Source organism: Xylanibacillus composti (assembly GCF_018403685.1).
Classification (GTDB): Bacteria; Bacillota; Bacilli; order Paenibacillales; family K13; genus Xylanibacillus; species Xylanibacillus composti.
This window is the reverse complement of the sequence record NZ_BOVK01000033.1, coordinates 1-20,596: the sequence shown is the minus strand read 5'-3', so window position 1 is coordinate 20,596 and position 20,596 is coordinate 1. Positions and strand designations below refer to the sequence as shown.

13 protein-coding genes and 1 CRISPR repeat array are annotated in these 20,596 nt (G+C 54.1%); all 13 genes read left to right on the top strand.

Annotated features, from left to right (window positions below; translation table 11 throughout):
- Positions 1-52: 52 nt before the first annotated feature.
- A CRISPR array of direct repeats spans positions 53-1,341; the repeat unit is 32 nt; unit sequence ATTTCAATCCACGCACTCACAAGGAGTGCGAC.
- A gap of 675 nt (positions 1,342-2,016) precedes the next feature.
- Positions 2,017-2,904 (top strand): phytanoyl-CoA dioxygenase family protein, encoded by an 888-nt coding sequence (locus tag XYCOK13_RS13025; protein ID WP_213412599.1) that lies wholly within the window; start codon positions 2,017-2,019, stop codon positions 2,902-2,904.
- A 181-nt stretch (positions 2,905-3,085) separates the two neighbouring features.
- On the top strand, positions 3,086-3,295 hold the full coding sequence (locus XYCOK13_RS13020; protein ID WP_213412598.1) for a hypothetical protein: 210 nt from the start codon (positions 3,086-3,088) through the stop codon (positions 3,293-3,295).
- 145 nt (positions 3,296-3,440) lie between these two features.
- The gene (locus XYCOK13_RS13015; RefSeq protein WP_213412597.1) at positions 3,441-3,983 is read left to right on the top strand and encodes a hypothetical protein; all 543 of its coding nucleotides are present in this window, start codon (positions 3,441-3,443) and stop codon (positions 3,981-3,983) included.
- Between the two features lie 260 nt (positions 3,984-4,243).
- Positions 4,244-6,442: a malate synthase G gene (locus tag XYCOK13_RS13010; RefSeq protein WP_213412596.1), complete on the top strand. Its 2,199-nt coding sequence runs from the start codon at positions 4,244-4,246 to the stop codon at positions 6,440-6,442.
- A gap of 274 nt (positions 6,443-6,716) precedes the next feature.
- Positions 6,717-7,100 carry a PilZ domain-containing protein gene (locus tag XYCOK13_RS13005; protein ID WP_213412595.1) on the top strand — a complete coding sequence of 128 codons (384 nt, stop codon included), beginning with the start codon at positions 6,717-6,719 and terminating at the stop codon, positions 7,098-7,100.
- A gap of 190 nt (positions 7,101-7,290) precedes the next feature.
- Positions 7,291-8,772, top strand: a complete 1,482-nt coding sequence (locus tag XYCOK13_RS13000; RefSeq protein ID WP_213412594.1) for a polysaccharide deacetylase family protein — start codon at positions 7,291-7,293, stop codon at positions 8,770-8,772.
- A gap of 15 nt (positions 8,773-8,787) precedes the next feature.
- Positions 8,788-10,101 carry a nucleotide sugar dehydrogenase gene (locus XYCOK13_RS12995; protein WP_213412593.1) on the top strand — a complete coding sequence of 438 codons (1,314 nt, stop codon included), beginning with the start codon at positions 8,788-8,790 and terminating at the stop codon, positions 10,099-10,101.
- Between the two features lie 17 nt (positions 10,102-10,118).
- A complete protein-coding gene (locus XYCOK13_RS12990) occupies positions 10,119-12,002 on the top strand; it encodes a glycosyltransferase (protein WP_244865138.1) in 1,884 nt (627 codons plus the stop codon).
- Positions 12,003-12,024: 22 nt separating this feature from the next.
- A complete protein-coding gene (locus tag XYCOK13_RS12985; protein WP_213412592.1) occupies positions 12,025-13,803 on the top strand; it encodes a polysaccharide deacetylase family protein in 1,779 nt (592 codons plus the stop codon).
- 28 nt (positions 13,804-13,831) lie between these two features.
- Positions 13,832-14,935, top strand: a complete 1,104-nt coding sequence (locus XYCOK13_RS12980) for a glycosyl hydrolase family 18 protein (protein WP_213412591.1) — start codon at positions 13,832-13,834, stop codon at positions 14,933-14,935.
- Positions 14,936-15,981: 1,046 nt separating this feature from the next.
- Positions 15,982-16,473 (top strand): MarR family winged helix-turn-helix transcriptional regulator, encoded by a 492-nt coding sequence (locus tag XYCOK13_RS12975; protein WP_213412590.1) that lies wholly within the window; start codon positions 15,982-15,984, stop codon positions 16,471-16,473.
- Positions 16,470-18,194: an ABC transporter ATP-binding protein gene (locus XYCOK13_RS12970; protein WP_213412589.1), complete on the top strand. Its 1,725-nt coding sequence runs from the start codon at positions 16,470-16,472 to the stop codon at positions 18,192-18,194. The genes XYCOK13_RS12975 and XYCOK13_RS12970 overlap by 4 nt, the downstream gene beginning before the upstream one ends.
- Positions 18,191-20,098 (top strand): ABC transporter ATP-binding protein, encoded by a 1,908-nt coding sequence (locus tag XYCOK13_RS12965; protein ID WP_373314400.1) that lies wholly within the window; start codon positions 18,191-18,193, stop codon positions 20,096-20,098. The genes XYCOK13_RS12970 and XYCOK13_RS12965 overlap by 4 nt, the downstream gene beginning before the upstream one ends.
- Positions 20,099-20,596 lie beyond the last annotated feature (498 nt).

Sequence of the window (20,596 nt, the reverse complement as noted above, 5' to 3'; positions counted from 1 at the left end):
ACTCACAAGGAGTGCGACAAGCAAGGGTTTTTTGTTTGTCTCGGAAAATCAGATTTCAATCCACGCACTCACAAGGAGTGCGACCACAACACACTAGGCATCTACCCCACGCCAACCATATTTCAATCCACGCACTCACAAGGAGTGCGACCAGATGATTATCAATACGTTCTGAGCAATCCTCAATTTCAATCCACGCACTCACAAGGAGTGCGACGGTTTACTTCGATGACAATGCACTCGGAAAACGGGATTTCAATCCACGCACTCACAAGGAGTGCGACTCCCACACCTTCCATGCTTCATCAAAGTCTGTGATTTCAATCCACGCACTCACAAGGAGTGCGACGTTTTAACGGCTACAAAAAGCATATTGCTTTCGGATTTCAATCCACGCACTCACAAGGAGTGCGACATCTAGAGCAGGAAATGTACGAACAAGTATTATGATTTCAATCCACGCACTCACAAGGAGTGCGACCAAGAACACTTTTTCTCTACCATTTTGTACTTCTATTTCAATCCACGCACTCACAAGGAGTGCGACGCTAGGTAAGCTGGACGAAAAAATCCGCAAGGAAATTTCAATCCACGCACTCACAAGGAGTGCGACTTTCCGTACACCATCGATTTACTCGGCTCTTAGATTTCAATCCACGCACTCACAAGGAGTGCGACGGCGAGTATACGCCAGAGGAAGCCGTTGAAATCATTTCAATCCACGCACTCACAAGGAGTGCGACTGCAAAATAAGCTTCAAGGACACGATGCCGACACCATTTCAATCCACGCACTCACAAGGAGTGCGACTGATTTTTGTAGGCATTAACAACACATTGAGCTTTATTTCAATCCACGCACTCACAAGGAGTGCGACCCTTGGATGGACTCAGCATGCTTCATCCGATAAGCATTTCAATCCACGCACTCACAAGGAGTGCGACAACGGCATATTTTGAGATGACCGATGAGCAACGGATTTCAATCCACGCACTCACAAGGAGTGCGACATCGAGGTGATAGTATGATCGTTAATAAATTGAGTATTTCAATCCACGCACTCACAAGGAGTGCGACGATTCCATCCGTCTGCATAACGAATCGATCTGTCTATTTCAATCCACGCACTCACAAGGAGTGCGACGCCTCTCCTATTTTTTATGGAGGTGTAACCATGATTTCAATCCACGCACTCACAAGGAGTGCGACGGTTAGCGCGTGTTGGAATAATCGCATCTGGATATTTCAATCCACGCACTCACAAGGAGTGCGACCGTCACCCTTTCGGCTAACTGTGGCTTGAGATTTTATTTCAATCCACGCACTCACAAGGAGTGCGACAGCAAAAATCAAGAAAAAACTAGCATAAAAGAAAGGAGATTCCTAGATTTCACACGACAATGCGGATAAATGGAGCATATGCTTGATGAACAAATTGGACATACCTCCCAGATTATCCAATGAATCAAGGGGAATCAGGTGCGAACCTTCCAGGGATTTTATGTTCACTTCACATTCGCACCTGAAAGAGTAGACCACTATTTGGGTAATAGACTAAGGTTACAGTATGCGGCCCGTTGCTCTATAGCGTTATTCGTCATTACTGTGGAATCTCCTGCATCGGGTTAATCATGATGACAGCTGGCACAGTTGGTGAGAGCATGAGCCATGTCCACATGATACAGCGAGTGTACGTTGATATGTTAACTGTTCCTATCGCTCTCTTCCTTAGGTCAACCTCCCCATACACCCGGGTACGGACTAGTGGAAGAGGGAATTTACTAACTTCTTGAAACCAGTATAGTTTGCAATGAGCCAGAGGTAAAGCATTCTTCGGCAGAGTGCACCCGGATTGGGGAGGGGCCGTCGGTTTAGCCAAGTCCTTTAATTTCTAGGGGTATCTTCTTTAATTCCCACAATGAAATCCCTGTATACTATATGGTAGCACGACCAATTGTAAGCGTTTACACATTTATCAGGCATTCCGCACTTCATCTTACATCAGGAGGGATTGGCATGGCTTACAAGGTGTTGACAGAGGAGCAGGTACATCAATTCATGGAACGCGGTTGGGTGAAGCTGGAGCAGGCGTTTGCAGAAGAAGATGCGTTGGCGGCGCAGGATTACATATGGCGGCAGCTAAGCTTGAGGGGGATTCAGAAGAATGACCCGTCGACTTGGACAGAACCGCTCGTCCACATTCGGGAGAATTATGCTTCCGAGGAGTTCGAGCGCTGCAATACGCAGCGGTTTGTCGATGCCATCGAGGATCTGGTCGGCGAGGATCGCTATGCCTTGAAGGATGCGGTGGTCATGTGGGGATGGTGGCCGGTCAACTTTTTCGAGGGCGGCGATGACCCTTGGGATATTCCTGCAAAAGGCTGGCATTACGATGGTCAGCAATTTCACCATTTTATCAACAGCCCGGATCAAGGCTTGCTGTGCATCCCCCTGTTTTCGGAGATCCGCCCCCAGGGCGGAGGAACACTGATTGCCGAGGGCACACATAATATTGTGGCGAAGGTGCTGGAGGATCATCCTGAAGGATTGTCGCATCGGGAAGCGATTATGAAATCGGTTCATGCGCATCCGTGGCTGGCTGAGCTGACCGGCGCAGCACCGGCTTCGGGAGAAGATCGCGTGGAGAAGTTTATGAATCAGGTGTACCATGACCCGGCGGGCTTCGACCTCCGTGTAATTGAAATGACGGGCAAGCCGGGGGATGTGATGCTGTGCCATCCGTTCGTGTTCCATGCGCGCTCCCATAATAAATTGCGCATCCCGCGCTTTATGTGCAACCGGACGACGCCGTTGAAGGAGCCGATGAATCTGAACCGGGACAGGGAGCAGGATTACTCGCCGCTTGAGCTCAGCATTCGCGAATGTCTGGCTCGCTACGCCTGATTGGTGTATTCTGAGAAAAAAGAAACGGCAGCAGTGCACTATATCTTTCAAAACTATACGAGCAGCCATTTCTACGAGATTACAGATGAAGCTTCGCAGCAAGCCTTTGAAGACACTTATGGTCCGATCCAAGATCGTTATCCGCTGACATCGTTCCGCCTGGTTCGTGGTGTTTATTTTTTTGCTGGGCATGAATGCGGAGCGTTCGGCGGCTGTTCTGGATCAGCTGAGGGAACAGTTTGGAGAGCCTGAGATACTGGTCAATGACTTCCCGCCGATCCAAGAAACGTACTTATGGGAGGAAAACCGCCACATCATCCGTTTCAATGGGAAGAACGAGGTTCATTACCGCGCGCGCTTCCCGGCACTGGCCGAATGGATATCCGATTGATCGGATAGTAAAGGCAAATTTCCCGTCAGTCCCCGTATGACGCTTCCCTCTGGACTTGAAGCGGCATAGGGTTCAGTGGCAGGATGTGTTATAATGGAGCCCGATGCAGGACAACAGAATTTCTAGAGTCAGAGGAGTTTTTCTAATGATGAAAGTATGGATCGCTTTCCTGGGAGCGAGCTTGTTGACGGCTTGCGGCGGCGGAGAATTCGAACCGGATGCATACAGTGTCGATGACATGTGCGTGGTCCAGGTGGATACGGAAGAACGCGTCTGCTATGAGATGACTCGATCCGAGATTGAAGCTGTGCTTGGCGCTGGTACGGAGGGCTCGTTCGGTTGGATAGAGTATGAAGGCGGCGTTACGGTCGCCTATAGGGATGAACAGGCAGCGGGGCTGTTTCTGGATCGCACATCTGCAGGTAAGTACCGAACGGCGCGCGGGGCGGAGAGCGGGATGAGCAAGGACGAGATCAAGCAGCTGTACGGAACGAAAGCAGCGGTCGAACTCGGGGGCAATAATCTCGATTATTTCTATGACAGCAAGGAGGGGCGGGCATTGGAAGAGCTGCCTCGCAAATCGCAGGAGGAGATGATGGATGTGCATGTGATTTCCTTCCTGCAGTTCGAACACGGCGCTGACCGCATCATGCTGCTGGATGCCAGAATGGCGATGTATTTCGAATAGATCGGCTGTGCAGAAGGCCGGGAGGCCACACAATAAATTTGTGATAAAACGAGGCTATTCTCAACGGGGGCAAAGCTGCCGCTTGGAGGGTAGCTTTTTTTTCTATCCTTGCTGGAATGGGGCCTGACAGTGTCCTAAGGAACGACGGAGCGATTGCGAATGGATCTGAATTGACATCCGGGGGGCTCTGTGTGACAATATGATATACATAGTATCTCGAACGATGTTCTGTATATTGAACAACAAGAGGAGGAAGTCCTTTGAACAAGTACGTAAAAGCCGCACAGCTGCAGGTGGATGAGGCGCTTTATCAGTTTGTGCATTCCGAGGCTTTGCCGGGCAGCGGTGTCCATGCAGAGCAATTCTGGGCGGATTTCTCTGCGTTGGTGCAGGATTTGGCGCCCCTGAATAAGCAGCTGCTGGCGAAGCGTGACGAGCTGCAGCAGGCCATTCACGAGTGGCATAAACAGCATCCTGGCGCTGATGCTAAGAGCTATAAGGCGTTTTTGAAGGGGATCGGCTATCTTGAGCCGGAAGTGGACGATTTCGAGATTGCGACACAGCAAGTGGATACGGAAATTACCGAGCAGGCCGGCCCGCAGCTCGTTGTGCCGGTAAGCAATGCGCGTTATGCGCTCAATGCGGCGAATGCCCGCTGGGGGAGCCTGTACGATGCGCTGTATGGCACGGATGCAATCGCTGAAGAGGATGGCGCTGGAATCGCCAAGAGCTACAATCCCAAGCGCGGCGCGAAGGTGATTGCCTTCGCCAGACAATTTCTGGACCAGGCTGTCCCGTTGGCAGCAGGCTCTCACGCTGATGCTGTGCACTATGCGGTCGTCAATGGCACGCTGGCAGTCAAGCTGACGAACGGCGAGCAGACCGGGCTGGCCGATCCTTCGCGGTTCGTTGGCTATCAGGGGGAGCCGGATGTCCCGAGCGCTGTCCTGCTGCGCAATAACGGCCTGCACATGGAGATGCAGTTCGACCGCCAGCACCCGATCGGCATGGAGGACGCCGCGGGCATGAAGGATTTGCTCATGGAAGCCGCGCTGACCACGATAATCGACTGCGAGGATTCTGTCGCCGCCGTGGACGCTGAGGATAAGGTGCTGGTGTACCGCAACTGGCTGGGCTTGATGAAGGGCGACCTGACCGCCTCCTTCCGCAAGGGGGATCGCGAAATCAAGCGGACCCTTCGGCCGGATCGCAGCTATACCGGCGCTTCCGGCGGCACCATCCGTCTGCCGGGCCGCTCCTTGCTGTTTGTCCGGAACGTGGGTCATCTGATGACAACGGACGCGATCCTGGACAGCGAAGGACGGGAAATCCCGGAAGGCATCATGGATGCCGTCATCACAAGCCTGATTGCCAAGCATGATTTGTTGAACAGCGGCGCGTACCGCAATTCACGCGAAGGCTCGATCTATATCGTGAAGCCCAAGATGCATGGGTCCGAGGAAACCGCCTTCGCCAACACCTTGTTCAATCGGGTCGAGGATATGCTGGGGTTGGCCCGTTACACGCTGAAAATCGGGGTGATGGACGAGGAGCGCCGCACCTCGCTGAACCTCAAGGCTTGTATCCGACAGGTCAAGGAGCGCATCGTGTTCATCAACACGGGCTTTTTGGACCGCACTGGAGATGAGATGCATACGTCGATGGAAGCCGGACCCATGATTCGCAAAAACCTGATGAAGAGCTCGGCTTGGCTGCAGGCCTATGAGCAGTCGAATGTCGGCATCGGCCTGGCCGCAGGACTTCAGGGACGAGCCCAGATCGGCAAGGGCATGTGGGCAATGCCGGATCTGATGAATGAAATGCTCAAGCAAAAGATCAGCCAGCTGAAGGCAGGCTGCAATACAGCCTGGGTGCCGTCGCCCACGGCCGCCGTCCTGCATGCGTTGCATTATCATCAGGTCAACGTCAAGCAGGTGCAGGATCAGCTGAAAGAGGCTTCCAAAGACTGGACCGATGAGATATTGAAAATTCCTGTAGCAGAAAAACCGGGCTGGACAGCCGAAGAGATTCAGCAGGAGCTGGATAACAATGCCCAAGGCATCCTCGGGTATGTGGTGCGCTGGATCGATCAAGGGATCGGCTGCTCGAAGGTGCCGGATATTAACCATATCGGGCTGATGGAGGATCGTGCCACTCTGCGCATCTCCAGTCAGCATATGGCCAATTGGCTGCATCATGGCATATGCACGAAAGAGCAGGTTATGGAAACAATGAAGCGCATGGCGAAGGTCGTGGATGAGCAAAATGCGGGCGATCCCGCATACACGCCCATGGCCGAAGATTTCGCCGGCTCCATCGCCTTCCAGGCTGCCTGCGAGCTGGTTTTCCAAGGATATGACCAGCCGAACGGCTATACCGAGCCAATCCTGCACCGCAGACGCAAGGAGAAGAAGGAGCAGCTGCGGGCAGCTAAGAGCCAGAATCGACAGGACAGGTAATGCCTTGCAAGAGACCAATCGTAGCCGAAATGCTTCACGCTCATGATGAGCGGGGAGCATTTTTTTTAGCTGAATGCGGGTGGAACGAAAGGGCAGCTTTCGACAATGTTTAGAAATTGTACAGAATGCGGGTGTATAGTAGTGGAAACCATGGAAAATAAATATCTTTTCATCCCATGCAACAGCAAGGAAATAGCCCCAACAGTCAACTGCAATGCACACAATCCGAGTATGAGGATGGAACCTCCATCAGTATGATGTAAGGGTGATAAACATGAACTTGAGTCGCAGAAACGAAGCATTTCGCTATGAATTCGAGGAGCCGCTGGCCGGGAAGTTCCGCCTGATTGAAGTAGATGGCAAAAAAATCGAGAGCCGCATGGGCGAAATGGAGGTCCGCGACATAAGCCCGCGAGGCTTGAAGATTACAACCTCCCTCGATTTGCCGGTGGCAGAGAAGAAAATCAACGGCCTCTTCTATATCAACTTTGCGGCGGCGGAATACGCGATACCCGGCAGGTTCGTATGGCGCAAGCCGAGAGTAAGCCAATATCAGTACGGGATTTATTTGCAATGCGATGATGCGATGAAAAAAACGCTGCTGTCAGGATTAAAGGCTTACGTGAAGTCTCAGCAGGAGAAGCCGTCCGAATCATGATTGCTGGCCGCGGCATACGCATAGCAGGAGACTGGCAAACGGTCGGGTTCCTGCTTATTTGTCATTGCAAAGATAACCATAATATGTAAATTAAACCAAGAAATAATTGGCCGTATGCAACCTGTCTAGAAAATGTATAGAATGTTATTGTATACTGCCGGAATTAAGTAGATAGAAGGAGCACATGCCAATGCCCTTTAAGAATCTGTTTACATCTCGCAAGTCGGCACTGGCGGCCTTAGCTGTAATAGTCGGCTTGGCTTTGCTCGTGTGGACCAGCTGGATGCTGCTCGGCAAGAGAGAGAAGCCGCCTCTGGAGTTCGATAGCGCGAACAGCCTTTCACAAGATGAGGAACAGGCTGTTGTGCTGACCGAGGAATTGGGCCTTGCTGTCGATGACGTGTATACTTCGCGGAAGCGGGTAGCCTTGACCTTCAATGGGATGGCCGATTTGGATACCATGACTCGGCTGCTGCAGGAGCTGGACAAGCATCAGATGCGGGCGACATTTTTCCTGCCGGGCATGCGTGTGGCAGAGGAGCCGGATGTCGTCGGCATGATTGCGGAGGCCGGTCATGAGATTGCCAACAATACGCTGGACCAGCTGGACATGAGCAGCTGGAGCGCGGAGCAGATTGTGGAGGACCTGCAGCTCACCAACGAGCTCATAGAACGCGAGACTGGTCTCAGCCCGAGATATGTGCGCACCCGCTCAGGCGATTACACCGACGAGATGCGGCGTGCCGCGAAGGCGCTCGGCATGGAGGCTGTGATTGGAGCCAGCATCAATCCGAGGGACCGCGACGGGCAGAGCGCAGCGGAGATCGGGGCGTATGTGGATCGGTTTTTGCATCGCGGCGCGGTTATTCTTCTGAACACCCATCTCAATCCGGAAATCGTAGACGCCATTGGTCATATCGCCGAAGCGGTGGAGCGCCAAGGATTTGTAGCGGTCCCGCTAGGGGAGCTGATGGGAGAGGGAACGGTCCGGAAAGCGCTGGAGGAAATTCCTGGGCATGACGCGGCCCAGCTTAATTTGGATTATGCGAATACCGATTACTTATATATAACTAGTCTGCCTAATGGCGAGAACAAGATTGCGTTGACGTTCGACGACTGGGGAAGTGAGAAGACGATTAATCATATTCTCGAAACGCTGGCCTCGTACAACGTGAAGAGTACCTTTTTCCTTGTCGGCGATGGGGTGGAGCGCAATCCGAACCTGGCCAGGGCCATTCTGGATGAGGGCCATGAGATTGCCAATCACACGCACAGCCACAAGGTTGTAACGACTTTGTCGCCGGAGGAACTGCAGGAAGACGTGGTCAAGGCGCATCGGGTGCTGACTGAAGCGTTGCAGGAGCAGCCGCTCATGCTGTTCCGTCCGCCTACAGGCGAAATTGACGAGAACGCATCCCGAATTATCGCTGCAACAGGCTACAGAACGATTGTCAACTATGATGTCACGGCACTGGACTGGGATGTGAATAATCGCGCAGAGGATATAGTGAGTACCATTCTGGAACGGACTGTAGACGGCAGCATCATCCTGCTGCATCTGCACGATCACATCCATACGCCGGAAGCCCTGCCTGACGTGATTGAAGGATTGCAGGACAGAGGGTTTACATTCGTAAAAGTAACGGAATTGCTGGAATATGCCAAAGAATGAGAGGAACATGGGGAAATGCGCTTGATGAATCGGTTGCTGGAGGGAAAGGCCAAATTGGCGGTAATCGGACTTGGGTACGTAGGGTTGCCGCTTGCGCTCGCTTTCGCAAAGCGCATGCCTGTCATCGGGTTCGATGTAGACAAGAACAAGATAGAACGCTACCGGAACGGGAAGGATGTTACCGGCAGCCTGGGCGATGATGCGCTTCGCGATAACCGGGTGGATTTCACCGAGGACGAAAGCAGGTTGGCGGAGGCCAGTGTCTACGTGGTCACAGTGCCTACCCCGATCAGAAGCGGGAATGTGCCGGACCTGCGATTTGTAGAGAGCGCCAGCCGTATGGTGGGCCGGAGTCTTGCGCCGGGTGCGCTTGTCATCTATGAATCTACCGTCTACCCCGGCGTTACCGAGGAAATATGCATCCCGATCTTGGAACGAGAATCCGGCTTGCGCTTCGGTGAAGACTTCAAGGTCGGGTATTCGCCGGAACGCATCAATCCGGGGGATCGCGAGCATGAACTGGCCACGATTACGAAGGTCGTATCCGGCAGCGATGAGGAAGCGCTGGCAGTGGTTGCGAAGCTGTACGCATCTATTATTGAAGCGGGTGTATATCGGGCGGAGAGCATCCGGGTGGCAGAAGCGGCCAAAGTGATAGAAAATGCGCAGCGGGACATTAACATCGCATTCATGAACGAGCTGTCGATGCTCTTTCACCGGATGGGACTCGATACCCATCAAGTGCTGCAGGCGGCCGCAACCAAGTGGAATTTCCTTCCTTTCCGCCCGGGGTTGGTCGGAGGCCATTGCATTGGCATCGATCCCTATTACTTGACATACAAGGCGGAGGATTCCGGCTATCTCTCGAAGATCATCCTGGCTGGCAGACAAATTAACGAGGGCATGGGCGTCTATGTGGCGCAGCAGGTGATCAAGGAGCTTGTTCGGCTGAAGCTGAATATGGAGCATGTTCGCATTGCCATATTGGGTTTGACCTACAAGGAGAATTGTCCGGATATCCGCAACAGCAAGGTGCGGGATATCGTCCGCGAGCTGGCGGATTACGGGATAGAGCCGACTGTCGTAGACCCGCTTGCGGATCGTGAGCAGGCTGCCGCTGAGTACGGCATTCGGTTGTCGGAGCTTTCCTCGCTGAAGAACATGAATGCCGTCATTGTGGCTGTCCCTCACGACGCGTTTCAAGCGCTGACCGTTGATGATTTCGAGAAGATGTACGATCAGAAGCATGCCAAGCTGATGGTGGATGTGCGGGGCACATATGCGAAGGAGTCCTTTACCGAGCGTCATTTCCACTATTGGCGTTTGTAGTGGTTAGGAGTAGGTATATGTTTAAGAAGCTGGGTAGACGAAAACCGTCCGAAGTGGAAGAAAAGCTGGCGATGCCGCGGCAGGACCGGCGGCCTCTTACCTATGTGCCGGATCCGGAGAACATACGCGTGACGACGGATCGTCGCGGTCTGCTCAATGCAGGGGGCGATCAGCCGTCCGGAGATGTGGACAAGCTTAGGCTGTTGAGCCTTCGCTACGAGGCAGATTTTGAGGTGAGCCTCTTCCCGGAGGGGACTAGGCGCCGGAAGAAGAATGCCTTGCCAGTGAGAGCAGTGGATATATCGTCCACCGGCATGCTAGTGGAAGCAGGGGACGGGCACGGCTCGTTCGAAGTGGGACAGACGCTGCACGCCCGTTTCCGCATCCCTCCCGGCACGATGCCGGAGGGCTTCGAGCATGCGGTCAAGATAGCGGTACAGGTAGTGCGCACGTTCACGCGTGCCGAAGACGAAGCGGAGAAGCAGATGGTGGCCTTTCAATTTGTCCGGCCGCTTACCGAATATTTCAGGCGCAAGCGCTGGGGCGTATCGATCTATACGGCCAGCACGATGCTGTTCTTCGCCGTGCTGTTCATCATGCTGATGCGCGTGCAGAGCATCATCTACTTTCAATACCATTTTGTCCTGTACTTGTACAGCTTGATTGCGGCGGCCTTTTTGCTGTCGCGGTACTTGTTCGGCGGCTTGTACCGGGAGGTTCCGATCAATCCGGACTACACGCCGGGTGTTTCGATCGTTATTCCCTGCTTCAATGAGGCGCAATGGATTCATCGCACTATCATCAGCTGCATGAATCAGGACTATCCCGTCGACCGGCTGGAGGTCATCGTTGTAGACGATTGTTCGACTGACGGCTCGGCCGAGCAAATTCAGAAAACCATCCAGATGATTCATGAGCGCGCTGAACGGTACAACACGAGGGAACGCTTGAAATTTCACATCCTTCCTCAGAATGGCGGCAAGCGCGAGGCGCTTGTACAGGGCGTGAAGCAGGCGAAGCACGACTTGATCGTCTTCGTTGACTCGGACAGCTTCCTGGAGCCGACGGCAATCCGCCATCTCGTGCAGCCGTTCCAGGATCCGCGCATGGGCGGAGTGTCCGGGCGGACCGAAGTGGAGAACAAGTACACCAACTTTTATACGAAAATGCAGACCGTCCGCTATTATATTGCGTTTCGCATTATGAAGGCGGCCGAATCGTACTTTGACTGTGTCACCTGTCTGTCCGGCCCGTTGTCCTGCTACCGGAAAGACCTGGTCCTCCAACATGCCGATGCTTGGCTGAACCAGCGCTTTCTTGGCCACCCGGCCACCTTCGGCGATGACCGGAGCATGACGAACTTCGTGCTGCAAACCCATCGCACCGGCTATCAGGACAGCGCGATCTGCTCAACCATCGTCCCATCCTCCCGGAAGGTGTTCCTGAAGCAGCAAATGCGCTGGAAGCGCTCCTGGCTGCGGGAATCGCTGCGCGCCGGAGGCTTCATCTGGAAGAAAGAGCCGTTCATGGCGTTCTTCTTCTATATTGGTCTGATCGTGCCCATCGCCGCGCCGGTGGTCGTCTTGTACAATCTGGTTTATACGCCGCTTCGATACGGCGTCTTTCCCGGAACTTTCTTGCTTGGCTTGTTCATGATGGCGATGCTGATGAGCTTGGCCCACCTCTTCTTCAAGCGCAGCCGGTTGTGGCTGTTCGGCGTCGTATTCTGCGTGTTCTATGAGCTCGTCTTGCTCTGGCAGATGCCTGTTGCCTGGGTCACCTTCTGGAAGTCGACCTGGGGAACGAGGGAGACGCCGCAGGATGTGGAGGAGCGGAACCGCAAGGAAGCGCGGAAGGCCAGGAAGAAGGCGGACAATAGCGAAATCAGTTTATCGAAATAAAGCATAAAGAAGTGAAGAGCGCATGTGGAAAAAGCAAGGACAGTTGAATGTGCGTCGGAAAAATCGCAAAAAAGCCATCCGCACCGTCCTGCAACTCGCGGTGCTGATCTGGATCGGCTGGCTGATCTTCCAGGCGGTGAACCACGTACGGACTTACGAGGAGCCGGAGCGGGCCGCTTGGACGAATCAAGACGGGTTTATTGCGCTGTCTTATTTCGGCGTAGGGCGGACCGGCACGGCGAAGCTGGTGGACAACGATTTGATGGAAGAGCACTTGCTTACCCTTCAAGAGCAGGGCTATGTGACTATTTCCCAGCAGGATATTAGGAACTATTACGAGCAGGGAAGTCCGCTGCCGGACAAGGCGCTGTTCCTGGCCTTTGAGGACGGACGGAACGATTCGGCCTTATATGCCCAATCGATATTGGAGAAATTGGACTATAGGGCGACGATGATGACGTATGCGGAGAAGATGCAAAATCATGAACGCAAGTTTCTTCGTCCGAAAGATTTGCGCAAGATGCTGAAATCCGGATACTGGGAACTGGGCACAAACGGCTACCGTCTGTCTTATATCAACATCTTTGATTATGAGGGACAGTTTTTGGGTGTGCTGAGCGACAGCGAAATGAAGAAGCAGCAGGACATCGAGAAGATTGCCTATTACAATCACTATCTGATGGACTTTATTCGCGACGACCGCATGGTCCCGGTCGAAAACCGTGAGGAAATGTTCGAGCGGATTGATCGCGATTACGCGCTGCTGGAGCAGGATTATGCCAAAGCGTTCGGAGATGTTCCCGACGTCTATATGATTATGCACGCCAACACCGTGTACGGGGGCATGAATCGATTGGTGGAGGAAGCGAACGTACGCAACATCGAACGGCTGTTTCCGGTCCACTTCAATCGGGAAGGCACCGCCTACAATACGGGAACGGACAGTCCGCACAATCTGACTCGTCTGCAGGTGGCGCCTTACTGGTACACGAACCATCTGTTGATGAAGATTCAGAAGGACACGGGCGAGCCAGTCATCTTCGTGACGGGCGATGAGAAGCGGGCGAGGCAGTGGGCAACGGTGAGCGGAGCTGCGCAATTCATCCATGAGCGGATCGTACTGACCTCCCCGCCGGGCGAAACAGGCAGGCTGGTCTTGCAGGACAGCGAGGCAGCCGGGAATATCCGGCTGACGGCCGATTTGGCAGGCAACGTGGTCGGACATCAGGCGATTCAAATCCGATATGATCAGGAGCAGGATACGTACCTTCGGGTTGGTATTCTGGACAATCGGCTAAGGGTGGAGCAGAAGGCTCCCGGACAGGCGCAAGCACACTTGCTGCTTGAGCAGGAGCTGGGCGAGGTGCACTGGAAATCCGAGGATCTGGCCTTCGACAAAGCCTCCGTGTACACTAGGGAGCAAACAGCCGCCGGTGCGGCAATCGCCTACGAGGATGGCCAAATTCCGATCAACATTCAGCAGAAGCGCCAGCTGGACGTTCTGCTGCTGGGGGATCGCCTGACGATCGCCATAGACGGCGAAACATGGGTTGAAGGGCTAGAGATCGACGCAGGCTTGCAGGGAAGCGGCATTGCGCTGGAGGCGAGATACAGCGAGCAAAATCGCAAGGATGATATCTATGATGCCGTGTTTGATCGGCTTGCTGTGGCCTCGGTCCATGACCAGGGCGAGGTTGCGGAGGAGCTGTACAGCAACAAGCTGACAGGCATCTCCAAGGTGCGCCGCGCGATAGCCAATCAGGTGAACGCGCTGGTCGATTGGTCGATTGAAGCTTTCTAGTTCTAGGGCGCGCAAAGATGCGCAGCGCATGGCAAAGTGGATCTGGGGGAGGGAGCAGAAGATGGGAACCCGTCTGCGTATCAAGACGAAAGTAATTTCATGGCTAGCGGCGGCAGCCGTGCTTGGCGGGATTGCTTTGTACATTTATAAGCTCGATTCATCCCCGGATCTTCCACTATCCGTGTCCGCATGGGTGGTGGACTGGCAGCTGGAGAGCGGGCTGCAAGATTATCAAGCAGTCGCCGATCACTTGGACAGCCTGCATATGTTCGCGTTGTATTACGACGACAAGGATGGTTTGACCTTTACCCCGGCGCTGGCGGCTGCCCTTTCGGAGATGGCATCTGGCGGGGCTGTCCCCCTTCAGGATCGGGATGGCATTGGTCCGGAAGTGTACTTGACGGTGGTCAATGATGTTTGGCTGGAGGATGGCACATCCGTACAGAAGGACTCTGAACTGGTTACCCGACTGGCAGCCACGCCGCAAAGCCGAAGCAAGCACGTTCAGGAGCTGGTAGCGGTTGTATTGGAGCATGGCTTCGACGGCTTGGAGATCGATTATGAGCGAATCGCAGAGGAGGACTGGGAACGGCTTGAAGCGTTCTTTGCCGAGCTGCAAGCGGAATTGGAGGTTCATGGCAAGTCGCTTCGCGTCATTCTTGAACCGCGGGCGCCAATCGAACGGCTGTCGCTTCCGGCAGGTCCGTCCTATGTTCTGATGGCCTATAACCTGTTCGGCACTCACAGCGGTCCCGGACCGAAGGCGGATCAGAAGTTTCTGAGAGAGCTTGCCGCGAGATCGCACAAGCTGCCGGGCGAGCCGATCATCGCACTGGCGAGTGGAGGCTTCGCTTGGTCGGCGAACGGCGATGTGAAAGCTCTGACCGAGCAGCAAGCGTTGGCGCTTGCGGATCAGGCTGGGGCGGCCAAGCGCAGGGATCAGGCAAGCGGAGCTGTCTTCTTCGAATACACGGACGAGCAGGGGGTGCAGCATACCGTCTGGTATGCGGATGCCAGCACCTTTAAGCTGTGGGTAGAGACGCTGCGGGAAGCGGAGATACAGCGAGTCGCCATGTGGCGGCTTGGCGAGTGGAGCGCGGAATCGCTGCGTTATTTGGCAGAGGTGGACTGAAGGAAACAGTCGCGCAAGGCCGCAGGATCATGTGCCCAGGTCAATCGGAACCTCGCTTGCGATACGGAGACTGGCACGGGAAGTTCGAATGCCGGCTTGTTAAGTGGGGGCATGGGGTTACTGCTGCCCTGCTCGTATTTGTTGGTTGAGCATCAGGAGCCGGGGCGAAATATCGTACAAAGCCCCTGTTTTTGGAGGTTCCCCCATCGTTTTGAACGAAATATCGTACAAAGCCTCCTGTTTTTGGAGTCCCCTCCATGATTTTATACGAAATATCGTACAAAGCCCCTGTTTTTGGAGGTTCCCCGCATCGTTTTGAACGAAATATCGTACAAAGCCCCTATTTTTGGATGTCCCCCGCATCGTTTTATACGAAATATCGTACAAAGCCTCCTGTTTTTGGAGTTCCCCCATCGTTTTGAACGGAATATCGTACAAAGCCTCCTGTTTTTGGAGTCCCCTCCATGATTTTGAACGAAATATCGTACAAAGCCCCTGTTTTTGGATGTCCCCCGCATCGTTTTATACGGAATATCGTACAAATCCTCCCGTTTTTGGAGTTCCCCCATCGTTTTGAACGAAATATCGTACAAAGTCTCCTGTTTTTGGAGTTCCCCCATCGTTTTGAACGAAATATCGTACAAAGCCCCTGTTTTTGGAGTTCCCCCATCGTTTTGAACGAAATATCGTACAAAGCCCCTATTTTTGGTGGTCCCCCGCATCGTTTTGAACGAATTATCGTACAAAGCCTCCTGTTTTTGGAGTCCCCCGCATCGTTTTGAACGAAATATCGTTCGAAACTTGAACATACACGCCGTGCTGGACCGGGTTTGAGTGATAATTCGTACACAGTTAGCAGGAAGATGGCATCTTGACGCCAGCATGTTGCACGCATATAATTAGGTTACCTAATTAATTGACAACCTAAATAATTGATTGCCAATGTGATTCGGCGATCTGAGCAGAGCCATTGCAGCAGTTGAACGGCAACACACACAACCAGGTCATACGTCATCGTGCGTAAGAGGGTAGAGGGGTGGAGGAGAATGTCGGAGCATAAAGAGCAAATTGCGAAGCAGCTGATGGAAGCGTTTTTCTATGCGCGCCGCAGGGAGCATCGCATGTACAGTCGTGAAGGCAAGCGCAAGCCCGGGGAGATTATGGTTCTCTACGCGATCCGTTCGCGTACAGAGAAGGGCGAGCCCGGTATAATGGTGTCGGAAATTAGCGAGAAGCTGGATGTCACCTCGCCGACGGTGACGCAGCATATTAACAGTCTGGAAGCCCAAGGCTATGTGGAGCGGCAAGCGGATGCCGCCGATCGGCGTATTGTCCGGATTCGCCTGACAGAGGAAGGAGAGAAGTATATCCAAGCTGTCAATGATGCGAGGCTCCGGATGTTTCTTGAGCTGGTGGAGCATCTTGGGGAGGAGCAAAGTGTGCAATTTGCCGAGTCGCTGCAGAAAGCCAGCGACTATATGTTCAAGGAATTTATGAAGCGGCATAGCTCCTCCCCCCACGAGGAGGGCGAATCATGAGGAAGCTGCTCGTATATTTGAAGCCGTTCCGGGGGTTCGTGGCATTGGTGCTGCTGTTCGTGTTCCTGCAGTCGCTGTCCGAGCTGTACTTGCCGACCCTGATGGCGGATCTCGTGAACAACGGCGTTCAGGTTGGCGATACCCCGTATATCCTGAAGATGGGGGGATGGATGCTGCTGGTTGCTGCGCTTGGCGCCATTTGCATGATACTGGGCAGCTACTATTCCGCCATGGCTGCGTCCGGCTTTGGACGTGATCTGCGCAGCAAACTGTTTACGCATGTCAGCAGCTTCTCCCAGCAGGAATTTGACCAGGTTGGCACGGCATCGCTCATAACGCGGACGACGAACGACATCACGCAAGTGCAGCAGGTGCTGATCATGATCATGCGGATGATGATTGCTGCTCCGATGATGGCGATTGGCGGCATCATCATGGCGCTGTGGAAGGATACGACGCTGGCGCTGGTCATTATCGGCGTGATGCCGATATTGGCGTTGGCCATTTTTTTGATTGCTCGCAAGGGAGTTCCGCTATTTAAGGCCATTCAGATCAAGCTGGACAAGGTGAACCTGGTGCAGCGCGAAGGCTTGACGGGCATTCGCGTCATTCGCGCATTCAACCGAACGGAGCATGAGCAGCGGCGATTTGAAGAAGCGAACTTCGATTTGACGGACACGGCTGTGAAGGTGAACCGCATTATGGCGCTGATGATGCCGACGATGATGCTGATTCTGAATTTCTCGACGGTGGCCATTCTTTGGTTCGGCGGCATCCGGATCGATCATGGTCATATGCAGGTCGGTGATCTCATGGCGTTCATCCAGTATGCGATGATGATTTTGTTCTCGCTCATTATGCTGTCGATGATCTTCGTCATGCTTCCGCGCGCGGCTGCATCGGCTGCGCGTATTCAGGAGGTGCTGGAGCTGTCCGGCAGTATTCATGACGCGGAGCGGCCCGTAGAACCAGGCCAAGGGGGGACAGTGGAATTCCGCGATGTCACCTTCCGGTATCCCGGAGCGGAAGAGCCGGCCTTGCGCAGCATTTCGTTCGAGGCGAATCCGGGGGAAGTGACGGCTATCATTGGAGGCACGGGCTCGGGGAAATCCACCCTGATCAGTCTGATTCCCCGCTTTTATGACGTGGAAAGCGGTCAGGTGCTGGTGGGCGGTGTCGATGTGCGGGAGATGACGCAGGCAAGCCTGCGCGCGAAGATCGGCTTCGTCCCGCAGAAGGCCGTACTGTTCTCCGGCACAATTGCAGACAACATTCGCTACGGCAAGGAAGATGCGAGCGACGAGGAAATCCGTCACGCAGCGGCCACCGCACAAGCGCTCGACTTCATTATGGAGATGGAGGACGGCTTCGAGGCGCGTATTTCGCAGGGCGGCACGAATGTGTCGGGTGGCCAGAAGCAGCGCTTGTCCATTGCCCGGGCGCTCGTCTGCAAGCCGGAAATTTATGTGTTCGACGATAGCTTCTCGGCGCTTGACTACAAGACGGATGCCAAGCTTCGTCAGGCGCTGAAAGCGGAAACCGGCGATGCCACAGTGATTATAGTGGCGCAGCGCGTCAGTTCGATACGCGATGCCGATCGCATTGTCGTGCTTGAGGGTGGAAGTGTAGCGGGAATGGGCACGCACGAAGAATTGCTGCAGCACAATGCCGTCTATCAGGAAATTGTAGCCTCGCAGCTGTCGGAGGAGGAGATCGCATGAGTGAACGCCAGCCGCAATCCGGCTCCGGCATGCCCCGGCACCCCGGACCCCGACCTGGTGGTGGACCGATGGGCGGACCAATGGGCGGAGGCCCTATGGGAGGGCGCATGGGCGCGCCGGGTGAGAAGGCCAAGGATTTCAAGGGCACATTGAAAAGACTGCTGGGCTACCTGAAACCGCGCAAATATCAGCTGTTCGCAGTGTTCGCCGCGGCGATTCTGAGCACGCTGTTCGGCATCCTTGCGCCGAAAATAATGGGCGACGCGACGACGAAGCTGTTCGAAGGCGTCATGGCGCGCATGAACGGTGTGGAAGGGGCCGCGATAGATTTTGCCTATATTGGGAACATCATCGTCATTCTGATCGGCCTGTATGCGTTCAGTTCGATCTTCAGCTATGTGCAGCAATACGTGATGGCAGGCGTCGCGCAGAAGACCGTTTATGAATTGCGCCGTGAAGTAAATGCCAAGCTGAATCGGATGCCGCTGAAGTATTTCGATTCCCGCACGCATGGGGAAACGTTGAGCCGCATGACGAACGACGTGGACAATATCAGCAATACGATGCAGCAAAGCTTGACCCAATTGATTACTTCTGTGGTGACGATTGTCGGTGTCGTGGTCATGATGTTGACAATTAGTCCTTTGCTGACACTGATCTGCCTATTGACGCTGCCGCTTAGCGCGGTCGTGACAGCAAGGGTGGCGAAGCGCTCGCAGGGACATTTCATAGGCCAGCAGCGCTCGCTAGGCGAGCTGAACGGCCATGTGGAGGAAATGTACGCCGGGCACAATCTCATTCAAGTATTCCGCCACGAGAAGAAATCGATTGAGACCTTCAAGGAAATCAATGAGCGCCTCTATCAATCTGGCTGGCGCGCGCAGTTCATCTCCGGCATCATGATGCCGCTGATCAGCTTCGTCGGCAATATCGGCTATGTCCTGATCTGCGTGGTGGGCGGGATTCTGGTCGCCGGTCAGCGCATTGCGATTGGGGATGTGCAGGCCTTCATTCAGTACGCGCGGCAGTTTTCCATGCCGATTACACAGGCGGCGAACATTGCGAATATTATCCAATCGACAGTCGCCTCCGCGGAGCGTGTATTTGAGCTGCTGGACGAAGAAGAAGAGGAGCGCGACGCCGAGCAGGGAACGCCCGCATCGAGGCCGCGCGGAGCGGTCGCATTCGAGCATGTCCGCTTCGGTTATAAGGAAGACGCGCTGCTGATGGAAGATCTGAATATAGAGGTGAAGCCGGGACAAATGGTGGCGATCGTCGGCCCGACGGGGGCCGGCAAGACGACGCTTGTAAACCTGCTGATGCGCTTCTACGAAATCGGCGGCGGACGCATCACCATTGACGGCCGCGATATTCGCGAGATTGCGCGCGGCGAGCTGCGCAGCCTGTTCGGCATGGTGCTGCAGGATACGTGGCTGTTCAACGGCACGATACGCGACAACATCGGATACGGCCGGGAGCATGCGACGGAGGAGGAGGTTGTGCGGGCCGCCGAAGCCGCGCATGCCGATCACTTCATCCGCACATTGCCGGAAGGCTACGACACCGTGCTGAACGAGGAAGCGTCGAACCTGTCCCAAGGGCAAAAACAGCTGCTTACAATCGCACGTGCCATTCTGGCCGATCCTGCGATTCTCATTTTGGATGAGGCGACAAGCAGTGTCGATACGCGGACAGAGGTGCTGATCCAGAATGCGATGTCGCGGCTGATGGAGGGGCGCACCAGCTTTGTCATCGCCCACCGACTGTCGACGATTCGCAATGCGGACGTCATCCTGGTGATGAACAAGGGCAGCGTGATCGAGCAGGGCACGCATGAAGAGCTGCTTGCAGCAGGCGGATTTTATGCGAACCTGTACAACAGCCAGTTCCAGGAAGCGGTGTAACGGGCTTGGAAAGCGGTTAGTTTCAGGTAACAAGTGATCGAGCGGCGAACGCTTGTATCCAGAAGCCAAGAAAGCGAAGAAAGGCAAGAAGCGGAAAGCCCAAAAGCCAAAAGCGAAGAAGCGAAAAAGCGAAGAACAGACGGATTCCCTATTCAGATCAGCCCTGAATTCGTAACATACAGAACGCAAGAAGCGGTAGTTGAGTTTGCTTTCTTACCCGACAAACGGGAATGTCGTTCGAAGTGAGCGGATTTCTTACTCTAACGGAACTGGGAGACCTTAATACGGGAAAAAACAGCGGTTTCGAATCGTAGCGGAACTGAGAGACCTTATTGAAGGATTGGGCAGCGGTAACAAGGGATTTCCGTGAAAATAACGTCTCCTCGTTCCGTTAGAAATATTTTCGGCGCGAGTAAGGGCGTTTAAGGTCGCTCAGTTCCGTTACACTCTCAGCGAGCGGATTTACGGGAACATGCACAGGACAGAAAGCCGCCGATT